General features: G+C 68.9%; 17 protein-coding genes. 8 read left to right on the top strand and 9 right to left on the bottom strand.

Annotation, left to right across the window (positions count from 1 at the left end):
- Positions 1–4: 4 nt before the first annotated feature.
- The 3 genes from argJ (at position 5) to KF941_RS28350 (ending at position 2,045) form a co-directional block, all read left to right on the top strand.
- Positions 5–1,402 carry a bifunctional glutamate N-acetyltransferase/amino-acid acetyltransferase ArgJ gene (gene argJ, locus KF941_RS11470; RefSeq protein ID WP_214273379.1) on the top strand — a complete coding sequence of 466 codons (1,398 nt, stop codon included), beginning with the start codon at positions 5–7 and terminating at the stop codon, positions 1,400–1,402.
- Complete coding sequence (locus KF941_RS11465; protein ID WP_036758203.1) at positions 1,399–1,797, top strand: (deoxy)nucleoside triphosphate pyrophosphohydrolase; 399 nt, start codon at positions 1,399–1,401, stop codon at positions 1,795–1,797. The genes argJ and KF941_RS11465 overlap by 4 nt, the downstream gene beginning before the upstream one ends.
- Positions 1,798–1,916: 119 nt before the next feature.
- Positions 1,917–2,045, top strand: a complete 129-nt coding sequence (locus tag KF941_RS28350; protein ID WP_036758202.1) for a hypothetical protein — start codon at positions 1,917–1,919, stop codon at positions 2,043–2,045.
- A 235-nt stretch (positions 2,046–2,280) separates the two neighbouring features.
- On the opposite strand, the gene infB is transcribed toward KF941_RS28350, so the two are convergent.
- The 5 genes from infB to pip all read right to left on the bottom strand — a co-directional run bounded on the left by infB (position 2,281) and on the right by pip (position 8,950).
- On the bottom strand, positions 2,281–4,824 hold the full coding sequence (gene infB, locus KF941_RS11460) for a translation initiation factor IF-2 (protein ID WP_214273378.1): 2,544 nt from the start codon (positions 4,822–4,824) through the stop codon (positions 2,281–2,283).
- Between the two features lie 7 nt (positions 4,825–4,831).
- A complete protein-coding gene (locus KF941_RS11455) occupies positions 4,832–5,449 on the bottom strand; it encodes an RNA-binding protein (protein ID WP_036758200.1) in 618 nt (205 codons plus the stop codon).
- A 15-nt stretch (positions 5,450–5,464) separates the two neighbouring features.
- On the bottom strand, positions 5,465–7,144 hold the full coding sequence (gene nusA / locus KF941_RS11450) for a transcription termination factor NusA (RefSeq protein ID WP_036758199.1): 1,680 nt from the start codon (positions 7,142–7,144) through the stop codon (positions 5,465–5,467).
- A 3-nt stretch (positions 7,145–7,147) separates the two neighbouring features.
- Positions 7,148–7,768: a ribosome maturation factor RimP gene (rimP, locus tag KF941_RS11445; RefSeq protein WP_214273377.1), complete on the bottom strand. Its 621-nt coding sequence runs from the start codon at positions 7,766–7,768 to the stop codon at positions 7,148–7,150.
- A gap of 195 nt (positions 7,769–7,963) precedes the next feature.
- Positions 7,964–8,950 carry a prolyl aminopeptidase gene (gene pip, locus KF941_RS11440; protein ID WP_114535921.1) on the bottom strand — a complete coding sequence of 329 codons (987 nt, stop codon included), beginning with the start codon at positions 8,948–8,950 and terminating at the stop codon, positions 7,964–7,966.
- Positions 8,951–9,001: 51 nt separating this feature from the next.
- On the opposite strand from pip, the gene ubiG reads away from it, so the two are divergent.
- Entirely contained in the window at positions 9,002–9,769 is a 768-nt protein-coding gene (ubiG, locus tag KF941_RS11435; protein ID WP_214273376.1) for a bifunctional 2-polyprenyl-6-hydroxyphenol methylase/3-demethylubiquinol 3-O-methyltransferase UbiG, read from the top strand.
- 103 nt (positions 9,770–9,872) lie between these two features.
- On the opposite strand, the gene KF941_RS11430 is transcribed toward ubiG, so the two are convergent.
- From KF941_RS11430 to KF941_RS11415, 4 genes are read right to left on the bottom strand one after another with little or no spacing between them, the layout of a single operon-like run.
- Complete coding sequence (locus KF941_RS11430) at positions 9,873–10,376, bottom strand: helix-turn-helix domain-containing protein (protein ID WP_052096129.1); 504 nt, start codon at positions 10,374–10,376, stop codon at positions 9,873–9,875.
- On the bottom strand, positions 10,373–11,224 hold the full coding sequence (locus KF941_RS11425; protein WP_214273375.1) for a carbon-nitrogen hydrolase family protein: 852 nt from the start codon (positions 11,222–11,224) through the stop codon (positions 10,373–10,375). The genes KF941_RS11430 and KF941_RS11425 overlap by 4 nt, the downstream gene beginning before the upstream one ends.
- A complete protein-coding gene (gene grxC, locus KF941_RS11420) occupies positions 11,221–11,484 on the bottom strand; it encodes a glutaredoxin 3 (protein WP_036758195.1) in 264 nt (87 codons plus the stop codon). The genes KF941_RS11425 and grxC overlap by 4 nt, the downstream gene beginning before the upstream one ends.
- Positions 11,485–11,517: 33 nt before the next feature.
- On the bottom strand, positions 11,518–12,255 hold the full coding sequence (locus KF941_RS11415) for a double zinc ribbon domain-containing protein (RefSeq protein WP_214273374.1): 738 nt from the start codon (positions 12,253–12,255) through the stop codon (positions 11,518–11,520).
- A gap of 31 nt (positions 12,256–12,286) precedes the next feature.
- On the opposite strand from KF941_RS11415, the gene KF941_RS11410 reads away from it, so the two are divergent.
- From KF941_RS11410 to KF941_RS11395, 4 genes are all read left to right on the top strand, one after another.
- Complete coding sequence (locus KF941_RS11410; protein ID WP_214273373.1) at positions 12,287–13,126, top strand: methyltransferase domain-containing protein; 840 nt, start codon at positions 12,287–12,289, stop codon at positions 13,124–13,126.
- A complete protein-coding gene (hemH, locus tag KF941_RS11405) occupies positions 13,123–14,154 on the top strand; it encodes a ferrochelatase (protein ID WP_036758191.1) in 1,032 nt (343 codons plus the stop codon). The genes KF941_RS11410 and hemH overlap by 4 nt, the downstream gene beginning before the upstream one ends.
- A gap of 280 nt (positions 14,155–14,434) precedes the next feature.
- Positions 14,435–14,698 (top strand): YjhX family toxin, encoded by a 264-nt coding sequence (locus KF941_RS11400; RefSeq protein ID WP_036758189.1) that lies wholly within the window; start codon positions 14,435–14,437, stop codon positions 14,696–14,698.
- Position 14,699: 1 nt separating this feature from the next.
- Positions 14,700–15,200 (top strand): N-acetyltransferase, encoded by a 501-nt coding sequence (locus tag KF941_RS11395; RefSeq protein ID WP_214273372.1) that lies wholly within the window; start codon positions 14,700–14,702, stop codon positions 15,198–15,200.
- Positions 15,201–15,280: the final 80 nt, after the last annotated feature.

Raw genomic sequence — 15,280 nt, 5'->3', positions numbered from 1 at the left:
GCCGATGGCCAAGACCGACGACAAGAAGTCCAGGCTTTCCGATGCCGAAAAGCTGAAGACGCTGAAGAAGAAGCTGAAAAAGCTGAAGGCGGCGCTGAAGGAAACCGCTGCCGGCCTCGAGGCGCGGGCGGAGGCGGTGGTCGAGGCCGCGGTGAAGCCGAAGAACCCGGTCTCGCCGCTGGCGCCGGCGCGCTTTCCCGACCTGCCGGTGATCGAAGGGGCCGAGTTCGCCTCGGGCGCGGCCGGGGTGAAATACCAGGGCCGCACCGATGTGATGCTGGTCAGGCTGGCGCCGGGCACCGCCATCGCCGGGGCCTTCACCAAGTCCTCGACCCGCGCGGCCAGCGTGCTGGACTGCCAGGCCAAGCTGGCCCTGAAGCAGGACACCGGCGCCGGCGCGGCGATCATCGTGAACTCGGGCAATGCCAATGCCTTCACCGGCAGGAACGGGCAAGAGGCGGTGGATGCCGTCACCGGCGGCGTCGCCAAGGCGCTGGGCGTGCCGCGCGAGCGGGTGTTCTCGTCCTCGACCGGGGTGATCGGCGAGCCGCTGCCGGCCGAGCGCATCACCGCGGTGATCGGCGATCTGGCCGCCAACCTGGATGCGGCCGGCGCGGCCGGCGCGGCGCGGGCGATCATGACCACCGACACTTTCCCCAAAGGCGCGGCGGCCAGTTTCGAGGGCGATGGCGGCACCATCAACATCGTCGGCATCGCGAAGGGCTCGGGCATGATCGCGCCCGACATGGCGACGATGCTGGTCTATGTCTTTACCGATGCGCAGATCGCGCCCGCCCTGCTGCAGCGCATGCTGTCGGCGCGGCTGGACCAGACCTTCAACGCCATCACCGTGGACAGCGACACCTCGACCTCGGATGCGCTGATCCTGGCGGCGACCGGCAAGTCCAAAGCGGCGCCGATCACCGACCTGCGCTCGGGCCCGGCGCGGGCCTTCGGTAGGGCGCTGGAGCAGGTGATGCTGGACCTGGCGCAGCAGGTGGTCAAGGACGGCGAGGGGGCGACGAAATTCGTCGAGGTGCAGGTGACGGGCGCCGCCAGCGATGCCGATGCGCATCGCGTGGCCATGGCCATCGCCAATTCGCCGCTGGTCAAGACCGCCATCGCCGGCGAGGATGCGAACTGGGGCCGCGTGGTCATGGCCGTCGGCAAGTCCGGGGCCGAGGCCGACCGCGACCGGCTGACCATCCGCTTCGGCGACTTGGTGCTGGCCGAGAACGGCTGGCGCGCGCCGGCTTATGACGAGGGGCAGGCCAGCGCCTACATGAAGCGCGACCACCTGGTCATCGGCGTCGATCTGGGGCTGGGCAAGGGCCGGCGCACGGTCTGGACCTGCGACCTGACGCATCGCTACATCGACATCAACGCCGATTACCGCTCATGAAGACGGTGCTTGTCGCGGCCGTCGCGCTGATCGACGCGGACGGCCGCGTGCTGCTGGCACAGCGCCCAGAGGGCAAGTCCCTCGCGGGCCTGTGGGAGTTTCCGGGCGGCAAGGTCGAGCCGGGCGAGACCCCCGAGGCCGCGTTGATCCGCGAGCTGCACGAGGAGCTGGGGATCGAGACCTGGCGCTCGTGCCTGGCGCCGCTGACCTTTGCCAGCCATGCCTATGAGGACTTCCACCTGCTGATGCCGCTGTTCGCCTGCCGGCGCTGGCAGGGCGTGCCGGTGCCGCAGGAGGGGCAGAAGCTGGCTTGGGCCCGTGCCGCCGAATTGAGCAAATACCCCATGCCGCCGGCGGACTTGCCGCTGATTCCCATCCTGCGCGACTGGATATGAGACATATCGGTCACGCCGGTCCCGGCTTTATCGTCCATCTGCCTGACTCTGCGACATTCCCAGTTAACATTTGACGATTTTGCGACAATCCTGAAATCCTGTAGAGGAGGAGATCGGACATGATTCGCACGATCACGATCGGCAGTTGCATTTCGGTCCAGGGGATCTTTGAAAGGCAGCAGGCGAACGGGAATATCGTGGTCCGAGTAGGCAGCAAGACCTATGAGGGCAAGCCCGTCCTAGCCTGAAGCAAAAGCCAACGTGCCCAGATCGTTGAACGGGGCCCTTCGCGGGGCCCCGTTCTTCTTTTCGCTTGCCCTGTTGCCGGCCTCCGGCGGGGGTATTTGGACAACGGAGAAAGCCGGGGCGCGCCAGGCGGCGGCGCCGCCATGCCGGCAGGGGCGGGCTGGCGTTCCTGCCGGGATCCGGGCATGAAAAAGGGCGGACCCGCAGGCCCGCCCCTTTTGTTCCTATCCGCGGGGATCACAGCTGGCGCTGCACTTCCTCGCGCTCGAAGATCTCGATGACGTCGCCCTTGCGGATGTCGTCGTAGTTTTCGAAGGCCATGCCGCATTCCTGGCCGGACTGCACTTCCTTGACCTCGTCCTTGAAGCGCTTGAGCGTCTTCAGCGTGCCTTCATGGATCACCACGTTGTCGCGCAGCAGGCGCACGCCGGCGGAACGCCGCGCCACGCCCTCGGTCACCAGGCAGCCGGCGACATTGCCGACGCCCGAGACGCGGAAGACTTCCTTGATCTCGGCATAGCCGATGAAGTTCTCGCGCACCTCGGCAGAGAGCAGGCCCGAGGCCGCCGCCTTGATGTCGTCCACCAGGTCGTAGATGATCGAGTAATAGCGGATCTCGACCCCCTTCTGGTTGGCGGCGTTCCGCGCCGGGGCATTGGCCCGGACGTTGAAGCCGATGACCGGCGCCTGGCTGGCCTCGGCCAGGCCGACATCCGATTCGGTGATCGCGCCGACGCCGTAATGCAGCACGCGGACGCGCACCTCGTCGTTGCCGATCTTTTCCAGCGCCTGGACGATGGCCTCGGCCGAGCCCTGCACGTCGGCCTTGATGACCACCGGCAGTTCGGCGACGTTCTCGTCCGCCTTGGCCTTGGCCAGCATCTGGTCCAGCGTGATCGCGGCACCGGCGGCGGCGCGCTTGTCCTTGGCGGCCTGGATGCGGTAATCCGCGATCTCGCGCGCCTGGGCCTCGGTCTCGACCACGTTCAGCACGTCGCCGGCCTCGGGGGTGCCGTTCAGGCCCAGCACCTCGATCGGGACCGAGGGGCCGGCGGTGTCGATGCGGTCGCCCTTGTCGTTGATCAGCGCGCGGACCTTGCCCCACTGTTCGCCGACGACGAAGATGTCGCCGCGCTTCAGCGTGCCGTTCTGCACCAGCACGGTCGCGACCGGGCCGCGGCCCACGTCCAGCTTGGCCTCGATCACCGCGCCCTGGGCCGGGCGCTCGGGATTGGCTTTCAGCTCCAGGATCTCGGCCTGCAGCGCGATGGCCTCCAGCAGCTCATCGAGCCCCTTGCCGGTCTTGGCCGAGACTTCGACGTCCTGCACCTCGCCCGACATGGCCTCGACGACCACCTCGTGCTGCAGCAGGTCGGTGCGCACCTTCTGCGGGTTCGCATCCGGCTTGTCGACCTTGTTGATCGCCACGATCATCGGCACGCCCGCGGCCTTGGCGTGGTTGATCGCCTCGACCGTCTGCGGCATCACCGCGTCATCGGCGGCGACCACCAGCACGACGATGTCCGTCACCTGCGCGCCGCGGGCCCGCATCGAGGTGAAGGCCGCGTGGCCGGGCGTGTCGAGGAAGGTCAGCAGCGCCCCGTTCGACGCCTTCACCTGATAGGCGCCGATATGCTGGGTGATGCCGCCGGCCTCGCCCGAGACGACATTGGCATGGCGGATCGCGTCCAGGAGCGAGGTCTTGCCGTGGTCCACGTGGCCCATGATGGTGATGATCGGCGCGCGCGGCTTCAGATCCTCGGGCTTGTCCTCGACCTGGTCGATGACCTGTTCCACGTCGGCATCCGAGACCCGGACGGCGCGGTGGCCGAATTCATCGATCACCAGCTCGGCGGTGTCGGCATCGACCGCCTGGTTGGCGGTGACCATCATGCCCATGCGCATCAGCGACTTGATGACGTCCGGCGTGCGCTCGGCCATGCGGTTCGCCAGCTCGGACACCAGGATGGTTTCCGGCAACTGCACGTCGCGCACCTGCTTTTCGGCGCGCTGGTTGCCGCCCATGGCTTTCTGCCGGGCCTTTTCCTGCTTGCGCTTCATCGCGGCCAGGCTGCGCTGGCGCCCGCCCTCGCCGTCCAGGGCCTGCGACAGCGACAGCTTGCCGGTGCGGCGGCTGTCGTCGCGGCCCTTGTTGCGGCTGTCGCGGTCGTCGGCCGGGCTGCGGGTATCGCGGTCGCGGTCGGTCTTGCGCGGGCCGGCGGCGCTGACACCCTTGGTCTCGGCGCGCACGGCGGCGGCCTCGGCGGCGGCGCGGTCGGCGGGGGTCGCCGGGCGCGCTTCCGTCTTGGGCTTGGCGATCTCGGCCTTCTTCTTCTCGCGCAGCTCGGCTTCGCGGGCGCGGCGCGCGTCCTCTTCGGCCTTCAGCCGCAAGGCTTCCTCGCGCTCGCGTTCCTCGCGCTCCTTGGCTTCCAGCTCAAGGCGGCGGCGTTCGCGTTCTTCCTCGCGGGCCTTTTCCTCGGCGACGCGCTGCGCGGCTTCCTCGACCTCGCGGGCCTTGGCGGCCTTCAGCGCGGCCAGGCGCCGCTCCATCTCGGCATCCGAGATGCCGGCGGGACGTTTCGACGGGTCGCCCGACACGGCCGAGGGCGAGCCCGAGCGCCCGCCGCCGGCCGCCGCGCCGGTCTTGCCGGGCACGACAACGCGCTTGCGCTTGGTCTCGACGACCACGTTATGGGTCCGGCCGTGGCTGAAGCTTTGCTTCACATGGCCCGAACGGCCGCCACCAAGACCCAGGGGTTTCTTTCCGTCAGTATCGCTCATCCGATCTTCATTCCTTCCCGGCGGGCGCACCGCCGTCATGCCCGCGCAGACCCGTCAGTCTGCTCGCGTCCCTGATCAACTGGTCGGTCAGGCCCCCCGGCGCAAGCGCGCTGTGTATGACATGATCGCGCCCAAAGGACAAACCCAATTCTGATGCGGTCAGGCAGCCGAACCACCGGCCCCCCGGAGGGGTCCAGAGCTTGCCCTTGCCGCGTTCCGACCCGTCGCTGGCCTGCAAGAGCACCCTGGCCTTGCCGGCCGCCAGCCAGTCCTTGACCTTTTCGAAGCCGGCCACCGCCAGCCCCGCCTTGCGCGCAAGCGACAGCGTGTCCGTCACCCGCCGCGCCAGCCCGGATTCGATGATCGCCAGCAGCTCGGGCGGGGCGGTCACCCGCGCCTTGGCGCCTCGCGAAAACAAGCCCTTGGCGGCTGCCTTGTCCAGCGCCTGCCGGTCGGCCACGACCCAGAAGCCGCGTCCGGGCAGCTTTTCGGCCAGATCCGGCACCACCTCGCCATCGGGGCCCGCGACAAAGCGGATCAGCCCAGCCTTGGGCTGGACTTCGCCCGTGACGATGCAGCGCCGTTCGGGCGTCTCGCGGTCCTTGATACGGCCCCCGCGTGTCATCCGGTTTCCGGGGCGTTACACCCCGGCCTCCTGTTCGTCGCCCTCGGCCTCGGTTTCCTCGGCCGATTCGAACTCGGTCGGATCGACCCAGCCCAGCATCACGCGGGCGGTCATCACCATGGTCTGCGCCTCTTCCAGGCTGATGCCGAAGGGCTCCAGGATGCCGTCGTCCTTGACGCGCTGGCCGTTCTGCGTGGTCCAGCCGCCGGCCAGTTCCCAGTCGGCGCAGGTGGCGAAATCCTCCAGCGTCTTGACGCCGTCCTTGGCCAGGGCCTCGACCATCTGCGGGGTCAGCCCCTCGAACTCGATCAGGCTGTCCTCGACGCCAAGGGCGCGGGCGTTTTCCAGCGCGGCCTTGTTCGCGGCCTCCAGGTGCTCGCGGGCGCGGGTCTGCAATTCCTCGGCGGTGCCTTCGTCCACGCCCTCGATCGACAGCAGCTCGTCCAGGTCGACATAGGCCACCTCTTCGAGGTTGGTGAAGCCCTCGGCGACCAGAAGCTGGGCAAAGAACTCGTCCAGGTCCAGCGTGTCCATGAACAGCTTGGTGCGGGCGTTGAACTCGGCCTGCCGGCGCTTGGATTCCTCTTCCTCGGTGAGGATGTCGATGTCGAGGCCCGTCAGCTGGCTTGCCAGCCGCACGTTCTGGCCGCGGCGGCCGATGGCGAGGCTCAGCTGCTCGTCCGGGACCACCACCTCGATGCGGGTCGCGTCCTCGTCGAAGACGACCTTCGCCACCTCGGCCGGTTGCAGCGCGTTGACCAGGAAGGTCGCCTGGTCCTCGGACCACGGGATGATGTCGATCTTCTCGCCCTGCAGCTCGCCCACCACGGCCTGCACGCGACTGCCGCGCATGCCGACGCAGGCGCCGACCGGGTCGATCGAGTTGTCGTAAGAGATCACCGCGATCTTGGCGCGCGAGCCGGGATCGCGGGCCACGGCCTTGATCTCGATCACGCCGTCATAGATCTCGGGCACTTCCATCTTGAACAGCTCGGCCATGAACTGCGGATCGGTGCGCGACAGGAAGATCTGCGGGCCGCGGGCCTCGCGGCGCACGTCCTTGACATAGGCGCGGATGCGGTCGTTCGGGCGATAGCTTTCGCGGCCGATCTTTTCGTTGCGGCGCAGGATGGCCTCGCCCCGGCCGACATCGACGATGATGTTGCCGTATTCCTCGCGCTTGACGACGCCGTTGATGATGGTGCCGGCGCGATCCTTGAACTCTTCGTATTGGCGGTCGCGCTCGGCCTCGCGGACCTTTTGCAGGATGACCTGCTTGGCCGATTGCGCGGCGATGCGACCCAGGTCGACCGGCGGCACCTGCTCTTCGAACACGTCGCCGGGCTGCGGCTTGCCCGAGAAATCGGTCAGCCGCTGGCCGTCGCGCAGCCAATGGGCGCGGCCGTCCTTCGACGGCTCGAAATAGGCGCGGGCCTGGTCGGCGGTGAACTGGGCCTGATAGTTCTCGACCGCGTCATCCTCGACCACGGTGCGGGCGCGGGTGAAGGTGGCATTGCCGGTCTTGCGGTCGATATGGACGCGGATGTCCATTTCCGAGCCGTAGCGCGACTTCGCCGCGCGGGCCAGGCTGTCCTCCATCGCCTCGATCACCAGATCGGGGTCGATCATCTTTTCCCGTGCAACGGCCTCGGCGGTTTGCAGCAGTTCAAGCTGGTTGGCAGAGGTGATGGCCATTCCTCACTCCTTCGCGGCGGCGTTGTCTTCGCCGGCTTCCGTTTCGATCTCGTCAAAGGCGGTCTCGTCCAGATTGTCGATCTGCACGCCCGCGTCCTTTTTCTGCCGCAGCATCTCGGCGATCAGCTCGTCGGTCAGGACCAGCTTCGCATCGGAAAGCCAGTCGAAGTTCAGCCCGATGGTCTGGACCTCGCCGCCTTCCTCGATGTTCAGCAGCACCTCGTCGCCGCCTTCGCCCTTTTCGACCCCCGCCAGCACGCCCTTGAAGCGCTTGCGGCCGTCGATGGGCTGGTTCGTCTCCAGCCGCGCCTCGTAGCCCTCGAAGGTCTCGAAATCCTTCAGCCGGGTCAGGGGCCGGTCGATGCCGGGGCTCGAGACCTCCAGGTGATAGGCATCCTCCAGCGGATCCTCGACATCCAGAATCGCGCTGACGGCGGTGGATATGTCGGCGCAGTCGTCGACGTTGATGCCGCCCTCGGGCCTGTCGGCCATGATCTGAAGCGTGGCGGTCTTGCCGCCTTGCAGGCGGATGCGCACCAGTTCGAAACCCAGATCCTCGATGACCGGGGCGATGATCTCGGCCAGACGCCGGTCGATGGCGGTCTTGGCGATGAGGTCGCTCATGCTGATCCCCCAAATACAAAAAACGGGCCTTGGCGGCCCGTGCGTCTTACCGGTGGGCAGGTTGTGGACGCCTGCGCCGCTGTTGAGCCGCATATAGGGCCCCGCGCCAGGGATTGCAAGGAAAACCGGCGCGGCACCTGCCGCCTGCCTCGCAGGGGCCGCAAGCCGGCCGCCGCGTGCCCTTTCGCCAAGAGGTCAGGCCCGCCTTGCCACATCCCGGAAACCGTCCATGACCCGCACCAGCTCGGCGGCGATTCGCGGCTCGCTCAGCGCATGGCCCGAGGCGGGGACCAGCCGCAGGTCCGCCCTGTTCCAGCCCTGGGCCAGTTCCCAGGCGGTCGCCGGCGGGCAGACCATGTCGTAGCGGCCCTGCACGATCACGGCGGGGATATGCTCGATGCGGTGGCGATCGCGCAAAAGCTGGCCCTCGGCCAGGAAGCAGTCATGGGCGAAATAGTGATTCTCCAGCCGGGCGAAGGTGCGGGCATAGTCGGGCGGCGCATGGCCCGGCCCGTTGATCTCCAGGCCCGCCAGGGCGTTTTCCCACACCAGCCAGGGCAGGGCGAAGCGCGTCTCCTGCCCGCGGTCGCCGCTGAACAGGCGCCGGTGATAGGCGGCGATCATGTCGCCGCGCTCGGCCTCGGGGATCGGAGCCTGGAACTCGGCCCAGCGGTCGGGGAAAAAGCGCGCGACGCCGCCGCCATAGAACCAGTCCAGCTCGGCCCGCCGGCCCAGGAAGACGCCGCGCAGCACCAGCGCCTCGACCGGCTCGGGATGGGCCTGGGCATAGGCCAGCGCCAGGGTCGCGCCCCAGCTGCCGCCGAACAGGATCGCCCGCTCGATCCCCAGGCTGCGGCGGATCACCTCGATGTCGGCGATCAGGTGCTGCGTGGTGTTGGCAAGGACCGCGGCATGGGGCTGCGAGCGGCCGCAGCCGCGCTGGTCGAACAGCACGGCCCGGTAATGGGCGGGGTCGAAGAAGCGCCGCATATAGGGGCTGCAGCCGCCGCCCGGCCCGCCATGCAGCACGATCACCGGCACGCCCTCGGGATTGCCGCTCTGCTCGACATGCAGCCGGTGGCCGTCGCCGACCTCGATCACCCGGCGGTCGAAGGGCTCGACCATCGGATGCAGCCTGCCATGCGACGCCGTGCCGCCGATTTGCCCTGCCAATCTGTCCATGGCACCACTATATAACGCGTCGCGCGCGCCCGCCACATGAAGGACGGCCAGATGACCGAAAGACCAACCCCCAGCAGCCCGGCCCCCAGCAGCATCGACCCGGCCGAGGTCGCCAAGTTCCAGGCCATGGCGCGGGAATGGTGGGATCCCAACGGCAAGTTCAAGCCGCTGCACATGCTGAACCCGACGCGGCTGGACTATGTCACCGCGCAGATCGCCGGGCAGTTCGGCCGCGACCTTGCCGCGCCCGCGCCCTTCCAGGGGCTGAGCCTGCTCGACATCGGCTGCGGCGGCGGGCTGATGGCCGAGCCGATGGCCCGGCTGGGCGCGGCCGTCACCGGCGCCGACGCGGCCGAGGGCAATATCGCCATCGCCGGCCTGCATGCCGAGGAACAGGGCCTCGCCATCGACTACCGCGCCACCACGGCCGAGGCGCTGGCGGCCGAGGGCCTCCGCTTCGACGTGGTCATGGCCCTGGAGATCGTCGAGCATGTCGCCGACCCCGCGCAGTTCGTCGCCACCTGCCGCGAGCTGGTGGCGCCGGGCGGCGTGCTGATCCAGTCCACGCTGAACCGCACCGCCCGCAGCTTCGGCGCCGCCATCGTCGGGGCGGAATGGATCATGCGCTGGCTGCCCAAGGGCACACATGACTGGCGCCGCTTCATCACCCCCGACGAACTGGCGCGGATGACCGAGGCGGCGGGGCTGCGGGTGGTGGACCGCAGCGGCATGGTCTTCAACCCGCTGGGCTGGAGCTGGTCGCTGTCGCATCGCGACCTGTCGGTGAACTATGCGATGACCGCCCTGCGCGACGCCTGACTTCTTCGTTCCGCAAATACCCGACGGCAGCGGCGCGGCGGGGCGAGCCCGCGCCGGCCTTCACCGTTCCGAAAATACTCATGCGACCGGGCGACCGGCGGGGTCAGCGCCCGCCGCGCGTTTCGTGACGCAACGTCTCTTCCAGCTGCTTGCGCAGCATGCGCAGGACCGGCAGCGCCGCGCGCACCCGGTCGGCGCCGACATCGCGCACCACGTCGGCGATTCGCGGCATGAAGGCGGCCAGCGCCGCGTCCCGCGCCGCCCGGCCGGCCGGGCTGATGGCGATGAACTTGCGCCGCGCATCGTCCCAGTCCGGGCGGATATGGATATGCCCCGCCCATTCCAGCCGCGACAGCGTGTTGGTCATGGCGCCGCGGGTGACGTGGAACGCCTCGGCCAGTTCGGCCGGCGTGCGCTCGACATTCAGGTGCGCCAGCAGGTTCAGCACCGAGAAATGCGAGATCTGCATGCCCTTGGGCAGCGCCTTGCCGATCAGGTCGCGCGCCAGCTGGTCGGCGATGAACACCTCGGAAAACAGGCTGGCAGCCAGGGCGTCGGCCGAGGCTTCGGCATGTCCGTGCGGGCTGTCTTGCGTCTTGTGGATCATGGGCCCGCGAAGTTCCGGTCATGCGTCAGGGATGGGATGCGGGACCGTGCCCCGAGAACCGCCGCCGGGTCAAGCGTCACGAAGGTCACGCCGGGCTCGGTGCCGCCATCGGCCAGCACCTCTCCCCAGGGCCCGACGGCCAGGGAATGCCCGTGGCTGCGGCGCGGCCTGCGGTCCGGCTCGGCATGGCTGGCATGGGTGCCGCATTGCGCGGGCGCCAGCACGAAGCAGCCGGTCTCGATGGCGCGGGCGCGCAGAAGCACCTCCCAATGCGCGGCGCCGGTGGTGTCGTTGAAGGCGGCGGGCACGGTCAGCACTTCGGCCCCCGCCTGGGCCAGCGCGCGGTAAAGCGCGGGAAAGCGCAGGTCGTAGCAGACGGTCATGCCGACGGGCAGGGGCCCCTGGGCCAGCACCGCCCGCCCGCCCGGCCGGAAGGCCGCCGATTCGCGATAGGATTCGCTTTCGGACACGGTCACGTCGAACATGTGCAGCTTGTCATAGCGCGCCCGGATGCTGCCGTCCGGCGCGATCAGGAAGCTGCGATTGGCAAAGCGGCTCTCGCCCGGATCGCCGGTCTTCAGCGACAGCGAACCGATCAGCAGCCAGATGCCCAGCTCGCGCGCATCCTCGCGCAGCACGGCCAGGGTCTGGTCCTCGGCCTCGGTGCGCAGGACATGCTCCTGCCGCTCGCGGCTGGCGCCCAGCAGGTTGGTCGCCTCGGGCGTCAGCACCCAGCCGGCCCCGCCCTGCGCCGCCTCGCGCACCAGCGCCCGCGTGACCGGCAGGTTGCGCTCGGGATCGTCCGAGACGCTCAGCTGCACCAGCCCCGCGGTCAGCGCCTCGCTCATGCCGTCAGGCCCAGCAGGGCGTCCAGCTTGCCTTGGCGGTCCAGCGCATGCAGGTCGTCGCAGCCGCCGACATGGCGGCCGTCGATGAAGATCTGCGGCACGGTCCGGCGGCCGCCGGCGCGCTGGGTCATTGCCGCGCGCAGCTGCGGATCGCGGCTGACATCGGTGTCGTGATAGGCGATGCCCTTCTTGCGCAGCAGCGATTTCGCGGCGATGCAATAGGGGCAGGTGGGGGTGGTATAGAGTTCGACCTTGGGCATATGCGCGTCCCGGATTGATGTTCACCCCCATATCTAGGCATCCTTGACCGCCCGCGCCAGAACCACGACCGAGATCGGCCCCGCGCCCGCCGCCGCCAGCGCCCGAGCCGAGGCCGCCAGCGTCGCCCCCGAGGCCATCACGTCGTCGACCAGCAGCACCGCGCGGCCCCGCAGCCGCGGGACCATGTGCGCGGGCACGCCGATCGCCCCGTCCACATTCGCGAAACGGTCGCCGACGCTGCCATGGTCCTGCATCGGCGTATGCCGCAGCCGCCGCAGGGCGCCGGGCAGATGCGCCAGTCCATGCGCGCGGGCGACATGCTGCGACAGCATCTCGGCCTGGTTGTATTTGCGCTTCAGCAGCCGGCGCAGATGCACCGGCACCGGCACCACCACCGCGCCCGGCCGCAGCAGCGGCAGTGCCGCCCGCGCCACCCAGCCGCCAAGTGCGGGCGCCAGGTCCAGCCGGTCGCCATGCTTCAGCATCAGCGCCAGCCTGCGCCCGCTGCCGCGATAGACCAGCGCCGCGCGGCCCTGCTGCCAGGGCCGCTGCAGCCCCAGGCAATCGTCGCAGACCAGCAGCCCCGCCGCCGCATCCCCGGTGTCGCCGGCCCCGTCGCCCGGCAACGGCGTGCCGCAGTGCGCGCAGCAGGTGCCGGTGATGAAATCGGCCTCGCGCCAGCAGGCGGGGCACAGCCCGCCCTCGTCGGCGACGGGCGCGCCGCAGCACAGGCATTGCGGCGGATAGACCAGCCGCAATGCGCCTTTCATCAAGCCGCGAAGCCCCCTATGTTCAGCCCCCATGATGCCCGATCCCACCTCTTCCGTTCCCGGCCTGACCGACCGCCGCGCGCTGGACCGCAACCGCGCCCGCGCCCTGCGCCTGGGGCCGGTCGATTTCCTGCATCGAATCGTCGCCGACGAGATCCAGGATAGGCTGGCAGAGGTTAACAGACGGTTTAGCGCCGTCGCCGTCGTCACCGGCCGGCCGCAGCTCTGGCGCGACGCCATGCCCGGCGCCACGGTCGTCGCCGATACGCCCGCGCTGGCGCTGGAGCCCGGCGCGCATGACCTGGTGATCCATGCCATGGCGCTGCACTGGGCCGAGGATCCGGTGGGCCAGATCGCCCAGGCGGCGCGCGCGCTGCGTCCCGACGGGCTGTTCATCGCCGCCTGTCCCGGCGGGCGCACCCTGCACGAGCTGCGCGACGCCCTGACCCGCGCCGAGGCCGAGGTGACGGGCGGCCTGTCGCCCCGCGTCCTGCCCATGGGCGAGATCCGCGACCTGGGCGGGCTGCTGCCGCGCGCGGGCCTGGCGCTGCCGGTCGCCGACCAGATCACCCAGATCGCCAGCTATCGCGGCCTGTTCCACCTGGGCCGCGACCTGCGCGCCATGGGCGAGGGCAACGCGCTGGCCCAGCGGCTGCGGCGCCCGACGCGACGAGATGTCCTGTTGCGCGCCGCCGCGCTTTATGCCGAAAACCATCCCGACCCGCAGGACGGGACGCGCATCCGGGCCACCTTCGATCTGGTTTTCCTGACCGGATGGGCGCCCGATGCCAGTCAGCAGAAACCGCTTCGGCCCGGCTCGGCCCGGATGCCGCTTGCCGAAGCTCTTGCCAGCACGAGAAAGTCCGAATGACCTTTACCGAGTATGCCCCAGCCGATCATCCGAACATCCCAGCCCGCAAGATCGGCGTGCTGGTCGCCAACCTGGGCACGCCCGATTCGCCCGACTACTGGCCGATGCGGCGCTACCTGAACGAGTTCCTGTCGGACAAGCGGGTGATCGACTATCCCGCCTGGAAGTGGCAGCCGCTGCTGCAGACCGTCATCCTGTCCAAGCGGCCCTTTACCTCGGGCGCGAACTACCGGCTGATCTGGAACAACGAGGCGGATGAAAGCCCGCTGATGACCATCACCAAGCAGCAGGTGGCGGCGCTGCGCGAACGGGCGGCGGCGCTGTGGGGCGACCGGGTCATGGTCGATTTCTGCATGCGCTACGGCAATCCCTCGACCGCGGACGTGGTGGACCGGATGGTCAAGGCGGGCTGCGACCGCATCCTGTTCTTCCCGCTTTATCCGCAATATGCCGGGGCGACCACGGCGACGGCGAACGACCAGTTCTTCCGCGCGCTGATGACGCAGAAATGGCAGCCGGCCTCGCGCACCGTGCCGCCCTATTTCGACCGGCCCGACTATATCGAGGCGCTGGCCGCCTCGGTCGAGCGCGCCCTGGGCGGCCGCCAGCCCCGCAAGCTGGTCGCCAGCTACCACGGCATGCCCAAGCGCTATCTGATGGAGGGCGACCCCTATCATTGCCAATGCCAGAAGACCTCGCGCCTGCTCCGGGAACGGCTGGGCTGGGACGAGGGCGTGATCGACACCACCTTCCAGTCGGTCTTCGGGACCGAGGAATGGCTGCGCCCCTATACGGTCGAGCATGTGGCCGAACTGGCGCAGCAGGGCATCACCGAGATCGCGGTGATCTCGCCCGCCTTCTCGGCCGATTGCATCGAGACGCTGGAAGAGATCCAGGGCGAGATCCGCGAGGCGTTCGAACATGCCGGCGGCAAGGAGTTCACCTATATCCCCTGCCTGAACGCCGAGCCCGCGCATATCGACGTGCTGGCGGCGGTCATCGGCGAGAACCTGGCGGGCTGGGTCTGACGGCCCGAGCGGCCGCCATGCCCGTCATGCGGGACGCAGCCGCTGCTGGCGCCGATCACGGGGCGGGCCGCCACGGCCCGTCATTCTACGGGGGTTGTTCCAACGGCGCCCGCTTCCTAGATTGGTGGCGCGAGCAGCGACAATCCCCGCTGCCTATGGAGACTGGATGTCAGAGCTTGTGTGACAAGGCTCTCTGAATCTTCGGAGAGCCGCGTGAATTCAAAGCCGCCGGGCGCATGTGCGCTCGGGGTGTCTTTCACGTCCGTCATGCGAGACTTCCATGAACATCTCACGAAATGAACAACGTGCGCTGCACGTCCTGGCCCTGGGTGGCCGCATCCTGCACGAGCGCGGCGACAGTGCCAGGATCACCTCCGTGACATGCGTCACGCGCGAGGGGATGATCCTTGCCGGCTTCGATCTGGCCGTCTTCAGCCGGTTGCGGCGGAAACGGCTGATCGAATCGCGGTCAGGCAGCCCGTATCGGATATCGAAGCGCGGCCGCTTGTCGGTGCGCGCGCAACTCGACAATCAGGGGGCCTGACATGCTGATCCGCGATGAAACGGCCGGCGACATTCCGGCGATCGGCCGGCTTGTCACCGAAGCCATGCTGATGCTGGCGCAATCCACCGGAACCGAGGCCGACATCGTCGAGGCGCTGCGGGTGCAGGGCGCGCTTGCCCTTTCGATTGTGGCCGAGGACGAGGGTGCGGTGGTCGGCTACCTGGCCGCCTCGGCGGCACGGATCGGCACGCAGGACGGCTGGGGCCTGATCGGCCCGCTTGCCGTCTTGCCCTCAAGGCACGGCCAGGGGATCGGCACGGCCCTGATGGCAGAGGCCCTCCGCCGATTGCGAGCGACCGGCCGCGGCGCGGCGCTGGTGGGCGACCCGGCCTATTATGGCCGGTTCGGTTTCCGTGCCTTCCCCAGCCTGCGCGTAGCGGGCTGCCCGCCCGAGGTGGTCCTGGCCCTGCCTTTCGACGGCACCGCGCCTTGCGGAGAGCTGATCCATCATCCGGCATTCGGCTTCGGCCCGCAGGAGTGACCAGGGGGACGGGCTGCATCCTCCGATGGTGCAGCCCGCCCCTTTTCCGATCCAAAGGGTCGAAACGAAAAAGGGGCCTC

This window comes from Paracoccus sp. pheM1 (assembly GCF_018499825.1).
Classification (GTDB): Bacteria; Pseudomonadota; Alphaproteobacteria; order Rhodobacterales; family Rhodobacteraceae; genus Paracoccus; species Paracoccus versutus.
This window is presented reverse-complemented; position numbering and strand designations above follow the sequence as displayed.